13 protein-coding genes and 2 pseudogenes are annotated in these 15,439 nt (G+C 37.5%); 9 read left to right on the forward strand and 6 right to left on the reverse strand.

Annotated features, from left to right (window positions below):
• The first annotated feature begins 88 nt into the window (after positions 1-88).
• Complete coding sequence (locus DEAC_RS02120; protein WP_047808403.1) at positions 89-964, forward strand: AraC family transcriptional regulator; 876 nt, start codon at positions 89-91, stop codon at positions 962-964.
• A 204-nt stretch (positions 965-1,168) separates the two neighbouring features.
• Here the strand turns inward: DEAC_RS02120 and DEAC_RS02125 are convergent, their stop codons facing one another.
• Complete coding sequence (locus DEAC_RS02125) at positions 1,169-1,723, reverse strand: helix-turn-helix domain-containing protein (protein ID WP_047808404.1); 555 nt, start codon at positions 1,721-1,723, stop codon at positions 1,169-1,171.
• A gap of 120 nt (positions 1,724-1,843) precedes the next feature.
• On the opposite strand from DEAC_RS02125, the gene DEAC_RS02130 reads away from it, so the two are divergent.
• The 5 genes and pseudogenes from DEAC_RS02130 (at position 1,844) to DEAC_RS02150 (ending at position 8,968) form a co-directional block, all read left to right on the forward strand.
• Positions 1,844-2,440 (forward strand): LysE family transporter, encoded by a 597-nt coding sequence (locus DEAC_RS02130; RefSeq protein ID WP_047808405.1) that lies wholly within the window; start codon positions 1,844-1,846, stop codon positions 2,438-2,440.
• Between the two features lie 171 nt (positions 2,441-2,611).
• Positions 2,612-3,121 carry a DUF2284 domain-containing protein gene (locus DEAC_RS02135; protein ID WP_047808406.1) on the forward strand — a complete coding sequence of 170 codons (510 nt, stop codon included), beginning with the start codon at positions 2,612-2,614 and terminating at the stop codon, positions 3,119-3,121.
• Positions 3,122-3,824: 703 nt separating this feature from the next.
• A complete protein-coding gene (locus tag DEAC_RS02140; RefSeq protein WP_200903077.1) occupies positions 3,825-5,000 on the forward strand; it encodes a TIGR04053 family radical SAM/SPASM domain-containing protein in 1,176 nt (391 codons plus the stop codon).
• Between the two features lie 138 nt (positions 5,001-5,138).
• Positions 5,139-7,286 carry an ATP-dependent helicase gene (locus tag DEAC_RS02145; RefSeq protein WP_047808407.1) on the forward strand — a complete coding sequence of 716 codons (2,148 nt, stop codon included), beginning with the start codon at positions 5,139-5,141 and terminating at the stop codon, positions 7,284-7,286.
• A gap of 229 nt (positions 7,287-7,515) precedes the next feature.
• A pseudogene (locus DEAC_RS02150) lies at positions 7,516-8,968 on the forward strand (IS1182 family transposase).
• A 205-nt stretch (positions 8,969-9,173) separates the two neighbouring features.
• Here DEAC_RS02150 and DEAC_RS02155 read toward each other — a convergent pair.
• From DEAC_RS02155 to DEAC_RS02165, 4 genes and pseudogenes are all read right to left on the reverse strand, one after another.
• Positions 9,174-10,520, reverse strand: a complete 1,347-nt coding sequence (locus DEAC_RS02155) for an MATE family efflux transporter (protein WP_047808408.1) — start codon at positions 10,518-10,520, stop codon at positions 9,174-9,176.
• A 181-nt stretch (positions 10,521-10,701) separates the two neighbouring features.
• Positions 10,702-11,139, reverse strand: a complete 438-nt coding sequence (locus tag DEAC_RS02160) for a MarR family winged helix-turn-helix transcriptional regulator (protein WP_047808409.1) — start codon at positions 11,137-11,139, stop codon at positions 10,702-10,704.
• A gap of 186 nt (positions 11,140-11,325) precedes the next feature.
• A pseudogene (locus tag DEAC_RS24085) lies at positions 11,326-11,523 on the reverse strand (MFS transporter); the annotation flags it as partial.
• Between the two features lie 25 nt (positions 11,524-11,548).
• The gene (locus tag DEAC_RS02165; RefSeq protein WP_047808410.1) at positions 11,549-12,202 is read right to left on the reverse strand and encodes an MBL fold metallo-hydrolase; all 654 of its coding nucleotides are present in this window, start codon (positions 12,200-12,202) and stop codon (positions 11,549-11,551) included.
• A 366-nt stretch (positions 12,203-12,568) separates the two neighbouring features.
• Between DEAC_RS02165 and DEAC_RS02170 the strand changes: the two genes are divergently transcribed.
• Both DEAC_RS02170 and DEAC_RS02175 read left to right on the forward strand, forming a co-directional pair.
• Positions 12,569-12,946, forward strand: a complete 378-nt coding sequence (locus DEAC_RS02170; RefSeq protein WP_047808411.1) for a nuclear transport factor 2 family protein — start codon at positions 12,569-12,571, stop codon at positions 12,944-12,946.
• A gap of 134 nt (positions 12,947-13,080) precedes the next feature.
• Positions 13,081-13,722 (forward strand): alpha/beta hydrolase, encoded by a 642-nt coding sequence (locus tag DEAC_RS02175; RefSeq protein ID WP_161796407.1) that lies wholly within the window; start codon positions 13,081-13,083, stop codon positions 13,720-13,722.
• A gap of 184 nt (positions 13,723-13,906) precedes the next feature.
• Here the strand turns inward: DEAC_RS02175 and DEAC_RS02180 are convergent, their stop codons facing one another.
• Positions 13,907-14,275, reverse strand: a complete 369-nt coding sequence (locus DEAC_RS02180) for a hypothetical protein (protein WP_047808413.1) — start codon at positions 14,273-14,275, stop codon at positions 13,907-13,909.
• 449 nt (positions 14,276-14,724) lie between these two features.
• Between DEAC_RS02180 and DEAC_RS02185 the strand changes: the two genes are divergently transcribed.
• Positions 14,725-15,255, forward strand: a complete 531-nt coding sequence (locus DEAC_RS02185) for a hypothetical protein (RefSeq protein WP_047808414.1) — start codon at positions 14,725-14,727, stop codon at positions 15,253-15,255.
• Positions 15,256-15,439: the final 184 nt, after the last annotated feature.

The following is a 15,439-nucleotide window of genomic DNA, read 5'->3' on the forward strand; positions in this document are numbered from 1 at the left end:
GTAATAATTATCCGACATAATAGTGCATGGAATATCGGGAAGATGAATTCAAATCCTGCTATTCTGTTACTGAAAGGAGGTTAAACTAATGGATTTGCTTAAGAACCTGAATCGAGCATTGCAATATATTGAGGAGAATCTTGCTAATGACATCGATTTAAAGGAAGTAGCTAAGATGGCTATATGTTCTGAATACCATTTTTCAAGAATGTTTTCTTTCCTTGCAGGTATTTCTCTTTCAGAGTATATCCGTCGTAGACGACTAACTCTTGCTGCATTTGAACTTAAGAATAGTAGCATTAAAGTCATAGACATTGCAATGAAATACGGGTATAACTCCACAGATTCCTTTTCAAGAGCTTTTCAAAATCTGCATGGTATAACACCGACAGAAGCTAGGAAAAATGGTTGTCCACTTAAGGCTTATCCACCAATGACCTTCCAGCTATCAGTAAAAGGGGGAATTGAAATGAACTACCGAATTGTAGAAAAAGGTACATTTAGTATTGTTGGTATTAAAAAAAGAGTTCCTATAATTTTCAACGGGGTGAATCCAGAGATTGCCTCAATGTGGCAGAGCCTTAACGATGAAACAATCAAACAACTTAAAGGACTTTCTAATATAGAGCCATCGGGAATAATAAGTGCATCGATTAACTTTTCAGAAGGACGTATGGAGGAAAAAGGAGAGTTAGACCATTATATAGGTGTAGCAACAACGAAAGAGTGTCCAGATAATTTCGCATGCCTCGAAGTTTCAAAATCTAAATGGGCTGTGTTTGAGGCAGTCGGACTATTCCCGGATGCACTACAAAATGTTTGGGGACGTATCTATGCTGAATGGTTCCCGTCTACAAATTACGAGCTGGCACAAGGGCCTGAAATTTTGTGGAATGAAAACAAAGATACATCCTCATCAAGTTTTAAAAGTGAGATATGGATACCAATAGTCGAAAGGTTATGAGAAATACTCAACAATGCGAAGTAAAACTTACTTCGAATTGTTCTTATTAAGCCTACTAACCAAATAAACAGCTGTCCTCCACTGATATTCAGCAACGAGGACAGCTGTTTAATTATAATTTGATACCCATCAGTATAAAATGCCTTCCCGCCTTGGACGGCATGAGTAGAAGTTGGTTTTTTTTGGTCCTGGATTTATAACATCCTACTGTGGATAGTAAATAACCATACACAATGTGCAGACTTCACTGCCCGAATTTTTATAACTATGTGGACTATCAGCCTTAAATCGAATTGAATTGCCTGTAGTTACTAAGAAGTTATTGTTGTTTAAGCTTATTATAACCTCACCTGAAAATACGGTAATAAATTCTTGAGTACCATGAGGGTGTGCTTCTGCATCCAGATGACCACCACTATCAATCTCAAGAGAGTACATTTCGAATCTTCTTTTGCTATCAAAAGGAAATACTGGGAAATTCCTAAATCTTCCGTTATCTTCAATAAGCGGTTGTATTTCGGTTTTATCAATACACTCAATATCTGCTTCTGGTCTGCTCATTAACTGGGTAAAGGATATTTTAAGCCCATTGGAAATTTTCCATACCGTTGATACTGTGGGGTTTACCTCGCCCCTTTCAATTTGACCAAGCATACTTTTGCTAACACCCGAAAGCCTTGATACATTATCAAGGCTTAACTTTCTCTCTTCACGAAGTCTTTTTAAGTTTTCGGCGATAACATAATTCAATTTATCCAAAATATTATCCCACCGTCCATTGACAATATAGTGCACATAAAGTATTATTATATTGCACGGTATGCTGTATAAAGATCATATTGTATATTATATCACACAAAATAGAGAGAGGGGAGTCATATGCCGAATTTTACTGCTTTTTTATCGTATGTAGTTATTACAACCTTTACCCCAGGACCAAATAATATAATGTCCATGTCAAACGCCAGTCGTTATGGATTTAAGAAAAGTATATTTTTTAATATTGGAATTTTCTTTGGTTTCTTTACAATAATTGCTCTTTGTAGCACTTTTAGTGTAACACTTTTCCGCCTTATTCCCTCTATAAAACCAATTATGACTTGCATTGGAGCTGTTTATATTCTATGGCTTGCATGGAAGACATATAAAAATGACCCTCACAGTAAGGGTAATAGTGATAGCAAAGACAAAAAGAAAACAAACACTTTCCAAGCGGGATTTCTTCTTCAGTTTGTAAATCCGAAGGTTATCCTTTACGGAATTACAACCGTTTCAACTTTCATTGTGCCGTACTACAGGTCTGCGGTTGTACTAGCAATATTTTCGGCAATTCTCGCTTCTGTTGGGTTTATAGCTACTTGTTGCTGGTCACTATTTGGTTCTGTATTTCAAAAACTTCTTGTTCAAAACGAAAAGATTATCAATATTGTTATGGCATTACTACTTTTATATTGTGCTATTTCATTGTTCCTTTAATTAGAAATGTAAATCGACTTTCATTTTCTAAAAATACAAGATTTCTACTACGCAATACCGATTAGTTTATATTATATTTATACTCTGTCGAATTGATTGAATAATTGAAGATTAGGTAAAAATCATTGGTTATATTTATTAATCATTCTATATTAATCGGAGGTAGGTACGATGGAAAAAGATGTTGTTATAAAAAAGTATATAGAATTACTACAGAGTTTAGGTTCGGATAGTATAAAATCAATCGATACTAAATCAATTGTAACTGCTCCTTGGACAATCTATAAATGCCAATTTGGATGTGGACGATACGGTAAAAGTTGGTGTTGTCCGCCAAAATCCCCAAGCTACAAACAGACTCAAGAAATAATAGATTGTTACAATATGGCTATTCTTTTTAGGTGTCATGATATGTCTATTGTGACCGATATTGCCGTGAAGATTGCTAAAGAAATGTTTCTCGATGGGTATTACAAGGCAATTGCCTTTGGTAGTGGTCCATGTATGCGATGTAAAGAATGCAATACACAGGGGTGCAATTTTCCCGACAAGATAGCACCTGCCATGGAAGCTTGCGGAATAGACGTTTATCAAACCGTAAGGAATAATGGCTATGAAATTACAACTTTACGGGGAAAGGATGAAGTTCAAAATCATTTTGGACTAATACTTATAGAATAAATAGTTTTCACATTAACTAGGCTGGTTTATATTGACGCCGAAAATCGCTAATAATCTATATCGAAAAAATTGCCTACATCCGTACGCTTGCAATTATTACCATTATTCCCATTATTCTCATTTATTACAGTACATTCCCGCCAACCGAACTGCACATTATCCATAAATTATAAACAATAAACAATAATATAGTCATGGAAGAACACTATCTCATAATTAAGCGCGCTTACGGAGTCAGAGAACAACGAATTGTCCATCCCTCAGGAGAATCGTATGCATAGCAAGTAAATATCTTAACTATCGAATTATTTTTTGCCTTAGAGGTTAGTATAGGGGTATGAAAAATCAATTGGCTTTTTTCCCGACCCCTTACGAGGATGAAGACTTAAAAGTTTAATATTTCGGTACCATATTCGTTCCTGCAAAGTTATTTATAGAAAATTTTCTAGTTGCGTTTGATTATCAATTTTGTGGATATCGAGAACACCGTGATATTCACGGAGCCAAGAATATCTTGAGCAATTACAAATATGGAGTGTTTCGAAAAGTGCATGTAGAAGAGCAAAAGTATCTACGGATTGCCTAAGGTGAGAAGTAGTAGAAAGTTCTGTTGGACAATAGCGGCAAGTCTATCAATGGACTTTCACCAGATTTTTGTGTAAAATCATTATTTGGAAAACTAAAACGGATTGAGTGATTTAAGATGGAAAATAAAATGAAAATGGGTGGACATCCGCACGGTAAAGGTGGTCATCCGGGTGGGCACCCAGGAATGAACGTTGACTACGATAAGAACCCGTTCATCGTAATCTGGGAAACTACTCGTGCCTGTGGGCTTAAGTGCCAACACTGTCGTGCAGATGCCCAGCCTGATCCGCATCCAGAGGAGTTAACGCACGAGCAAGGTATTGCGCTAATCGATGAAATCTACGAAATGGACAATCCGATGCTAGTTTTCACCGGTGGGGACTGCATGCTTCGAAAAGACCTTTTTGAATTAGCAGACTACGGTATTAAAAAAGGAATGCGTGTTTCGATGAGCCCAAGTGCTACTGTGGAAGTAACAAAAGAGCGCATGGACAAGGCGAAAGAAGTTGGGATTTCTCGTTGGAGTTTCTCCATTGACGGTGCAGATGCTAAGACGCATGATGCTTTTCGTGGAATTGAAGGAACTTTTGATTTAACAATCGAGAAAGTTAAGTATTTAAATGAAATTGGTATTTCTCACCAAATCAACACTTGCATTAACAAAGCAAACTTACACCAACTCGAGCAAATGTCTGAATTGATGAAAGAGTTGAAGACATCAGTTTGGTACATTTTAATGATGATTCCAACTGGACGTGCTTCAATTGATGATTGCATATCAGCTGCTGAGCACGAAGAAGTATTCAAGTGGCTATACCAGTTAAGTAAAGTTGCGCCTTATGATATAAAAACAACTGCAGGTCAGCACTATCGTCGTGTTGTATTCCAACAACGTGCTAAGGAAAATGGTACTATAGGTGGAGAAATCACCTTCGAAGGCACTAAGACACGTGACATGGCTCAGTTCATTGACGGTCTGGCAAGAGCACCAAAAGCAGTTAACGATGGAAATGGTTTCATCTTCGTATCACACACAGGTGACGTTATGCCAAGTGGATTTTTACCATTAGTTGTTGGTAACGTTAAGGAAGATAGACTGCGCGACATCTACCGTGAAAGCCCTATTTTAAAAGACTTGCGTTCACCAGATAAGTACGAAGGTAAATGTGGTATTTGTGAGTATAACAAAGTTTGTGGTGGATCAAGAGCACGTGCCTACGGCGCAACTGGAAACTATATGGCATCAGAGCCATTCTGCGTGTATATTCCAGAGAAGATGAGAAAGAAATAGAATTATAGTGTGAACGCCTGCGATTTTCGTGGGCGTTTTTACTATGATATAATTCTTGTAATTCTTGGTGCATGAATTCAACTTCTGAGGTATCGGGAAGTAGCAAAGGTGTTACAAATACATAGTGGGAGATATAAGGTGATTAGCGAGAAGGATTTCTTTGCAGAGATCAAGGCTAGAGGTTTTGATTTAACTGAACAGCAAAAACGGGCTGTTGTCCATAACCAGGGCCCTCTTTTGCTTTTAGCTGTTCCCGGTGCAGGCAAGACGACGGTTCTCACTGTTCGTTTAGCCTATTTGATTCTTGTCAAAAACATAGATCCTCGAAGAATTCTTTGTCTAACCTTCGGACGGGCAGCAGCCAGGGAAATGCGTGAACGGTTTGTTGAGAATTTTGGAGCAATGGTCAGCAGTAAAAATGAAGGCTGTGGGGAAATTCAATTTTCTACGATTCATAGCTTTGCTTATGAAGTAGTTCGAACCGCTTTCCGACAAAGAGGTACCAGATTTGAACTTATTGAGGAACAAACAGGTGCTGATAGTAAGATGGGAGTTCTTCGTAAAATCTATGAAAAGCATAATGCTTCCGCAATTACCGATGAGCAGCTGGAAGGGTTGCAGAATTGCATTTGTTACGTAAAAAATACCTTAAGCAAACCTGAGGAGCTTTTAAATTGTGACATTAAGAATTTCCCCCTTATTCATAATGATTATGAGATCTATAAGCAAAGCAGCCGGCCGCGTTTGATTGATTATGACGATATGCTTTTTCTTGCCTTTCAAGAGTTAATGGAAAATCCGAAGTACCTAGCGTATTATCGAAAGCGATTTGACTATATTCTTACGGATGAGAGCCAAGATACGTCTCTTCTACAGCACAAAATCATTGAAATGATCGTTAAACCCAAGAGCAACATTTTTGTAGTGGGGGATGATGATCAATCAATATTTGGATTTCGAGCGGCTGAACCAAAGTACCTTTTAGAGTTTGAACAGACCTACCCCGGTGCAAAGATCCTGCGCATGGAGCAAAACTTTCGCTCGACTCCGCAGATTGTGGACGTAGCCTGTGGTTTTATTCGTTCTAATAAACTGCGATTTGATAAGGATATGTTTACTGAGAATCCTAAGGGAGACGTTCTGCGGATTAAGCAATTTGAAGGAATTACAGAACAAAATCAATTTATTATTCAGAAACTCAAGGGCCAAAAGGATTTGGCAAAAGTAGGGGTTTTGTACCGAAATAATTTATCCGCCATTTATTTAGCAGATGCGTTGGATCGGGCTAATATTTCCTTTTATATGCGTGAATCAGGTAAACAGAGGTTTTTTACCCACTGGGCCATTAACGATATGTTAAATTTCCTTCGCTTCTCATTTAACGATAAGAGCTTGTCCGTTTTAGAGCGAATTTGGTCTAAGTTAAGTTGTCCTATACGTAAGCAACATCTTGATTTACTAAGGCAAATGCCAATCGATCGTTCAATCTTTGAAATCTTAGCCGAACAACCGGGAGTGACTTTAAAGGAAAGATCAGAGTACTTAGACTTCAAAAAGTGGTTTAAGGAGCTTAATGCTCTTTCGCCTGCTCAGGCGATCCATTATATCCGAAACCAACTGGATTATGATAAAGCAATGAAGAGAATATGTGAGTCGTTAGGGTTTTCTGAAGAATATGTCAGAAGTCTCTTGGAGCTTCTGAGTTCAATTGCCCAAAACGAATGTACAATTGTGGATTTTGCCAATCGATTAACGTATCTTGAAGAGCAGATGACGTCTTCGTATAAAAATAAGCACAAAAATGCCGTGACCCTTTCAACCATCCATTCTGCCAAGGGTTTAGAATGGGAACAGGTCTTCCTAATTGATCTTGTCGAAGGGATTATTCCTGAACGAGAGACGATCAAGGCTGAACAAGGCGGAAAGAACGAATTATTAGAAGAGGAGAGACGTCTTTTCTATGTCGGCATGACGAGGGCTAAACGCCAGTTAACCTTATGCTCTATGAATTATTATCATCATAAACGAGTGAAAGTTTCCCGTTTTATCCGTGAGGTCAATCATGTGCTGCAGGGTAAAAACCCTCAAGAGGTGATTCGGCAGGAAGTATCAAGCCCCATGAGCGATTTCGTTGCAGGATTGGTTATACAACATAAATCATTTGGAGAGGGAGTCATTGTTAACGATGAGGGAAATGTAATGGTAGTTCGTTTTAAGAACGGTTCACAGCGTTCGTTCATGAAAGATATCTGTGCCAAGCAGAGGTTGATTTGGGCTAAGTCATAGTTAGTAGGATAATTAGAAGTAAATTTCTAAGACGATGGCTATGATTTTAATCGTTATAACTCCTTATCCTATTATCATTTTTGTTCAATGCATCATAAAAACACCCTCCCAAATCTGGAGGCCACTGAAAAAGTCCTTATAGTAAAAAGGTATAACACCTCATAATATAGAGGAAGTTATACCTTTTTTGTTTTATAATTATAGTATCAATTTCATGTAGGTGAGTTCTATGATTCAAAAACAACAATCAATGATCCTCAGTCCATTTATGGATATATATAATATAGTCGTACCAAAGGATAATCTATTGAGAAAAATGAACGAACTGGTTGACTTCTCCTTTTTTGTATGACGAACTTAAAGATAAATATTGTCTTGATAACGGTCGAAATGCCATCGACCCTATTCGGATGTTCAAATATTTATTGTTGAAGACTATCTATGACTTGTCGGATGTTGATGTAGTTGAGCGTTCAAAATATGACATGTCTTTTAAGTATTTTCTTCATATGGCACCAGAAGAGGCAGTTATTGAGCCGAGTTCATTGACCAAATTTCGCAAACTGCGTTTGAAAGATCTCAACCTTTTGGATATGTTGATCAATAAAACCGTAAAAATTGCGATCGAAAAGGAAATCATCAAAAGCAAAGCTATTATCGTTGATGCCACTCATACGAAATCTCGCTATAATCAGAAGACCCCCAAGGAAATCTTGATGGATCGGTCCAAAAAGCTAAGAAAAGCCGTTTACAAAATAGATGAATCAATGAAGGACAAGTTCCCCGCCAAAAACACAACTGATGTATTGGAAGATGAACTATCCTACTGCCAAAAGCTTATTGAAGTGATCGAAAAAGAAGAAAGTATTTCCCAGTATCCAATAGTAAAAGAACAGCTAAACCTATTAAACGAAATCATCGCTGAAGATATCGAACACCTCTGGATCTCGGGCGATCAAGATGCGAGAGTTGGACACAAAACTGCGGACTCCTCATTTTTTGGGTATAAGACCCATCTCGCAATGAGTGAAGAACGAATCATCACCGCAGCGACTGTCACAACAGGCGAAAAAAGTGACGGGAAAGAATTAGTTACACTGATTGAAAAAAGTGTGGCTGCTGGCATGGAAATTGAGACAGTCATTGGAGATGCAGCCTATTCAGAAAAGGAAAATATTAAATATAGTAAGACCAACAACATCAAATTAGTTGCTAAATTAAATCCTTCGATTACTCAAGGGAATCGGAAAAAGGAAGATGAATTCAATTTTAATAAAGATGCCGGAATGTATGTGTGTAAAGCAGGTCATATGGCAATCCGGAAGGCCCGACAAGGTAAAAAAGGTCAAAGCAAAAATCAAACGGATACATATTACTTTGACATCGAAAAGTGCAAGAGATGTTCATTTAAAGATGGTTGCTATAAGGAAGGGGCTAAAAATAAAACTTATTCTGTATCTATTAAATCAAATGAACATACGGAACAGGCAAATTTTCAAGAAAGCGATTATTTTAAAGGAAAATCTAAAGAACGATATAAAATTGAAGCTAAAAATAGTGAGCTAAAGCACAGGCACGGGTATGATGTTGCATCATCCTCGGGTCTAATTGGCATGGAATTACAAGGGGCGATGGCCATATTCAGCGTAAATTTGAAAAGGATATTAAAACTAATGGAATAAAAAAACTACATACCCGCATACAAAGGTTATAAAAAGACGATCTTCATTCGAATAAAGAATGAGGACCGTCTCTTTTATTTGATTACTTAACTACCAAGAAGAAAAACGTAGGTTTTTCAGTGGCCTCCCAAATCTGGAGGGTGTTTGCTTCAACTGTTTATTGGATTAATTCTTTGCGATTAGCGGTTTAAGGTTGTCTATCAAGCTAGTTATGATTATAAAGTCTATAGTTAAATAGAATATATAGAATTAGCCCAACAATAAAAGTGATAACTTCGGTAACAGTCATAGACCATATTACCCCATGCAATTCAAAGAACTTATGCAATATGATTATAACTGGTATAAAGAGAATCCCTTGTGTAACAGACATAATAATGGAAGGTATCCCTTGACCTGATGCTTGAAAAATTCCTATAAATAATGTTGTAAATCCATTAAATAGTGCAGAAATAAGCATAGCAGTCATAATATATACGCCAACAATCAATAATGAAGAATCACTTGAGAATAGATGTATTACTGTTGTTCGGAAAATATAAACTAAAGCAACAAATACACTAGACAGTCCTAATATCCATAAAGATGATTGTCTGATACCTTCTTTTAATCTTTGAAAATTTCCATTAGAAAAATTGTATGCTATTAACGGAATAACCCCTAATGACAGACCCATGGAAAGAAATTCAGGTACTTGTACAATTCTCAATGCTATACCAAAACTTGCTACTACACTATCCCCGTATCCAATCGAAAAATTATTTAAAAGAAGGGTTGTAATAATAAGAAAAATGGCCATAAATAACTCAGAAACGCCAATTTTGTATATTTCTATTTTATCTTTTAAGGAAGTTCTAAAGTAATTAATAAATCCCTTTAAATGTTCGCTTCTTGTTTGTAAGTAATAAATATAATAGATAGATGAACCTAGATTAGATAAAATTAATGCTAATGCTACCCCCGTAACATTTAAATTCAATATTAATATGAATAGTGGGTCAAAAATAAGATTCAACACCGTGCTGATAACCATTCCATACATAGATTCCTTTGAGGCTCCTTCAGCACGTACAACCTGTTCTAATGCAAAATTTAATATTATAGTAAAGCCACCAAAAAACATAGTTAAAGCGTAGTTTTTCGTATAACCAAAGGTAGCAATATCTGCACCCAAGGTCTTAACAATAGGATTAATTATAAGGTAAGCAATTATAGCGATTAAAATTGAGGCTATAATACTGCTATAAAAAGTATATCCTGCAACTCCCTTTGCTTCTTCTACTTTCTCTTGTGCAATAAGACGAGTAACAAATGTTCCCCCACCTACTCCAAACATATTCCCAAAAGCCATTAATATAGTGAAAATCGGTAAACCTAAAGTGACAGCAGTTAACATTTCTGTATTATGCATTAATCCGATGAAGAAAGCATTAATTACGTTATATACTGTACCAACTGACATCCCAATCATCATTGGAATTGATAAATGTGCAATTGCCTTATTAATGGGAGCCTTATCTAAATAATATTCATTTGTTAATGTTTGTTCCATTTTTACCCTCCTGTATTCCTTTTTTGTACAAAACAATGATTAACTATTTAGCCGCCAATATTAATAGAATGCTACATCCTAATAATAATATTTCTAATCATTAGTATTATTACTATTAGAATTCTAACAATAACCCTGCTAATAGTCCACATAAATTCGAGTATACTTTTAGATTTGGTAATTATAGATTTTGATTTACCTTCGCTAATAGAGACAATAAAGTGTCCTTTTCACTTTCGGTCAAATTTTCAGTAATACTTTTCTCTACTTCCCCAAATGCTTCATTAAAATCTTGTATTAATTCAACACCCTTTGGTAATACATAAATATTTTTTTGTCTTTCATTATTAATGGTAATTCTTCTTTCAATGTATCCTTTTTTCTCTAATCCTTGAAGCATACTAGTAATACTTGCTCCTTTGCGTTCAAAAACAACTGCTAAATCTTTTTGAATAATTCCACTATCTTGGTGTTCATAAATATAACCAATCATACGACCTTGTTGTGAATTCAATCCTAATGCGTTTATATTTTGGTCAGCCTTTGCTTTTGCTTTCCAAGCAATACTTCTTATTAAATCAGAATATGGATTTTCTAAAAAGGAACTATTTTTTGTCATTAAAGTACCTCCTGCGACTTGTATTAGAATCCTAACTATTCATAGTATAATAATTAGAGTTCTAACAGTCAACATTTTTTTATATCTATCTTTTTCGTCATATACTGCTAATTATTCATAGCCAATTATCCGAAGTTAGGTACAAAAATTAAGCTTGAAGTAGAGATTGAGTAACTTAAAACCTGGCAATGCCCCTGTTACGAAAAATACTGGTTGAAAACCAAGGTTCTCTTCGATAAAACCGCCAATGATAGGACCAAGCAGAGAACCGGCGATACCCCCTGTTGAGAGTGTGCCCAAAGCCTATCCTGCGTGTTCCTTGTCCGTTTGCATTGCAATCAAGGCGGTACAAGCGGTACTAAAACCTGTGACAACACCCTCTATTTATTCATGTTCAAATTGTCTGATCTCAATCATATTGAAGGACAACAATCTCTTTATCTTCTTTGTATTCTTTTATACTGGCTTTATCAATGTCCAGTTCCTTACAATGTCTGGCCTTTAATCCTGAAGCAGCAATGAATTTATCGACCTTTTCAAATATAAAGCCAAGTAGCCCGAACGCCTTTGTACGGTAATGCATTGGGATCACAATTGCCGGATTTAGCTGCTTCACGACTTGAACAGCATCCAGTGCATCAATGGTGGCACGTCCACCAACGGGAAGCAGGAGTATATCCACAGTCCCGATCTCCTTAATCTGAGTATCTGTGAGCACATGTCCCAGATCGCCGCAATGACAAACATTGATTCCATCAATACTAAAGTTATATACCGTGTTTTTTCCTCTCTTGCTCCCCAAAGCCTTATCATGAAATGTTGCTACCCCTTTTAGAGCAATATCATTTGCCGCAAGAGTACCCAGTTCGTTGAAATGGGTAAAGCTGCCTTTGACAGCATTAATATTATTATGATCGCTGTGATTGTGACTGGTAGATACGATATTCGCTTCAATCTCAGGTAACTTGTAACCCAACATATTTTTGAACGGGTCAGTGAGTATTTTTGTGCCATTTTCCGAAGTTATCAGAAAACACGATTGGCCGAACCATTTGATTTTCAATTTACAGCACCCCTTTTTATAGTTCTCGATATATTAGTAGACGTCCATTTATCCATTGCCAAAACAACTGCTTGACATATACTGTGCAACTCCTTTTCAGTAAGCTAATACAAGTGGAGCAATCTCCATTTAATATAAACGGGGAATGCTCCACTTGTCAAGAACAGCTCTATATTATATAATTTAGAGTAATAATTTTGCGAATTGTGTGAAAACTACCTGAATTCGAACTGGACATCGCAATGCAGTTACCAATTTGATTAAAAACTTGGGGCGTTATTATGCGAATGAGCATGAAGAACATGTATGTGAAACCGTACACGGGGAAACTATTTAAGTTTTCTTATGGCGAAGGGGGGATTGAAAATGGGATCATCACTCCACGAACAAATATACGATTTAGAAGACAGATTATTACAACCTGAGATTCGCCGATCAGGAGAAGAAATTTCAATGCTATTAGCAGACGATTTTGTTGAATTTGGAAGTTCCGGGCGCACGTATGATAAAATACAGGTTGTGGAGGGATTGCCACATTCTCCTACTGTTCCAACGGTTATTGAGGATTTTCAAGTAAAAGTTTTATCGACATATGTGGTACTAGCTACTTATCGTGCAGTTAAGGCTAACGAATCTAGAGAAGAGATGAGGAACTCATTACGCAGTTCAATTTGGAGGTTCACAGATGGAAGGTGGCAAATTGTTTTTCATCAAGGAACTAGATCAATGGAATTCTGTAAGTGACACGATTCCTGTTGTTGGGATGAGAAACTTTCAAGCGAGAATTGTTAGTCAAAATATCGTTTTAGTTTGATGCAGGAGACGGGATGCTGATGATGAAATTTGTATTGGACCAAAAATATTGCTGGGCGGAGCAGTTGGGTCCGTCGGACCAGCCGGTGCCATTGGTGATTTTGCTGTCCGGTGACGATAGTATGCAGCAGTTGTCGGAGATCCGTGAAATGCTGTTGCTCCGGATCGCTGCCGGGGATTGCCGGCCATTTCTAATTACGGGATTTGGTCCCATCGATTGGGATCGTGACTTTACACCATGGTATCTGGAAGGTACAGGCGGTCGGATTTTTGCCGGGAAGGCCGATGAAATGCTGGACTTTATGAAAAATGCCCTGCTGCCGATGCTGCAGAGCACTTTTTCCCTCAGCGGGGAAGTGTATCCGGTCGGTTATTCTCTGGGAGGGTTGACTGCTTTGTATGGCCACTGCAGGTCGGGTTTTACCGGTTGCGGCAGCTGTTCCGGATCGCTCTGGTTTCCAGGATGGCTGGAATTTTTGCAGAAGCACCTGCCCCCCGGCAAAGTCTACCTGAGTTTGGGCGGCAAAGAAGAAAAGACTAAAGATCCTTTGATGTGTGAAGTGGGCAAAGCCACACAGAAGTCCAAGGAGTTGCTTGCAAAGTCTGCCAAAGTGATTTATGTTAAAGAGCCCGGCGGCCATTTTCGGGAAATACCCCAGAGAATCGGCAGGGCTATTTTATGGCTGCTGGAGCCGATTCAAAGGTGAATCTTAATATTTGGGACGAGCTCGGCTAATCCAGTAACTAAGTGTAATGTTTCACGAGATTATCCCTGAGTTGCATACTACACGCTTTACCTTGTAACAACATGAAAATAGAATAATATCATCCTAGATAATTAAAGCCAATAACCAAAAATTATGGTTATTGGCTTTGGCAGTTATAATTGGCCTACTTTTTTCCTTTGAGGAATTGTCGAAGGGCAGTGTCACTAACGACATAGATATCGTCGATGAGGTAATAATGCTGAGCACCGGCGATTAATTCTTCGGCCTCTGTCCGCCCAACTTCTGTGTAGGCAGTTAACTCGTCATTTTTGATGGTAATCAGGATAAAGGTCTTTTCCGGAGAATCGTCAATATCCGAAAGCTGAGAAATTCCCTTCATATTAAAGGCAAATAATTCGTTCTCCTGAGACACGGCTTCAATCTCCTTAAAGATTTTGCCCAGATCATCAACTCCTATATCTTCGCGAATGATAAGATTTCCTTCCCTGCCAGGATAAAAGATACAATACTTGGAACGTTCTGGCTTTGACACTTTCTTCAACACCTTTCTGTGGTTCTTGAATTGATTTATCCAATCGTAAGACTCCCACTTCTTTAAGTGGGAGTGGGTCCCCCGTACTCTGCTTCGGTGGGGTAGAGTCCCCCACCGAAGTCCCGATGTTCAGCTTTAGCTGAACGAGCTTACTATAGGTCTAACTGCGGACACATAAAAAACAAAGCGATATGATTCTTCTCAATCTAGGTGACGCTAATATTGACCATTTATCTATTGATATTTTCTCATAGATATGATTCACTTTTATTATAGAAATAAGATCAGTTTTTTAAAAGGAAAATTTTATCCTCGTGCGACAAGAAGTCCCCAACTCTAAGCGTTAGCGTATCCAAAGACTTCTACTTCCACAAGTGGGAGTGGTTCCAATACCTTGCTTTGGTGGGCACGGAAAATAGTACAATTGATAATAAGGAGGGAGCAAAGGAATGGCTCGTAAGTCTAAACTATTGATCTCCGTACTGATATGTATCCTTTTTTTGCTGGGATGCAGTACTCAGAGTTCTGAATTGGCTAAGGAAAATTCTCAGCTTAAAACCGAAATACAATCTCTACAACAACAAGTTGATACTGCGAATAATAAAGTTAAACAGCAGGAGGAACTATACAACTTAAGAAATAATTTGGATAATAACCTTCATTTAATTTTAACATCCCTTATTAGAGGAGATTATACAACGGCAGAAAAGTACCTTGATTCCTCGATGCGCATTGAAAACCACAAATTGATTACGAAATTAAGCTCCGGTAATTTCGAATTTATTATTCCAGACCGCATGATGAACCTAAGGCAAAGAGCCTATTCGAGGAATGGAAATACTTATAATGCAATCTATGAGATCTATGATGCGGGATATACTTCAGGTAATAAATATGATGACAGGATATACACTCTAAATGTCACGTATTCATTAATCAATGGTACCTGGAAATTAAACAGCTTGATGATTGATGAGTAATAACTGCAATCTGCAATGATTAATCGGTAAAAATAAAAAAGTTATAAATAAAGAAGGTATTTGCTCCGAACACGGCGAATATAACTAAATAATGAGCGGAATAGCAGGCCAGAAGGCTTGTGTTGACGTAATTATTTGGCTACATTATTAATACTAACTATATTTTAATACTAAAAATGAGACC

This window comes from Desulfosporosinus acididurans (assembly GCF_001029285.1).
Lineage (GTDB): Bacteria > Bacillota > Desulfitobacteriia > Desulfitobacteriales > Desulfitobacteriaceae > Desulfosporosinus > Desulfosporosinus acididurans.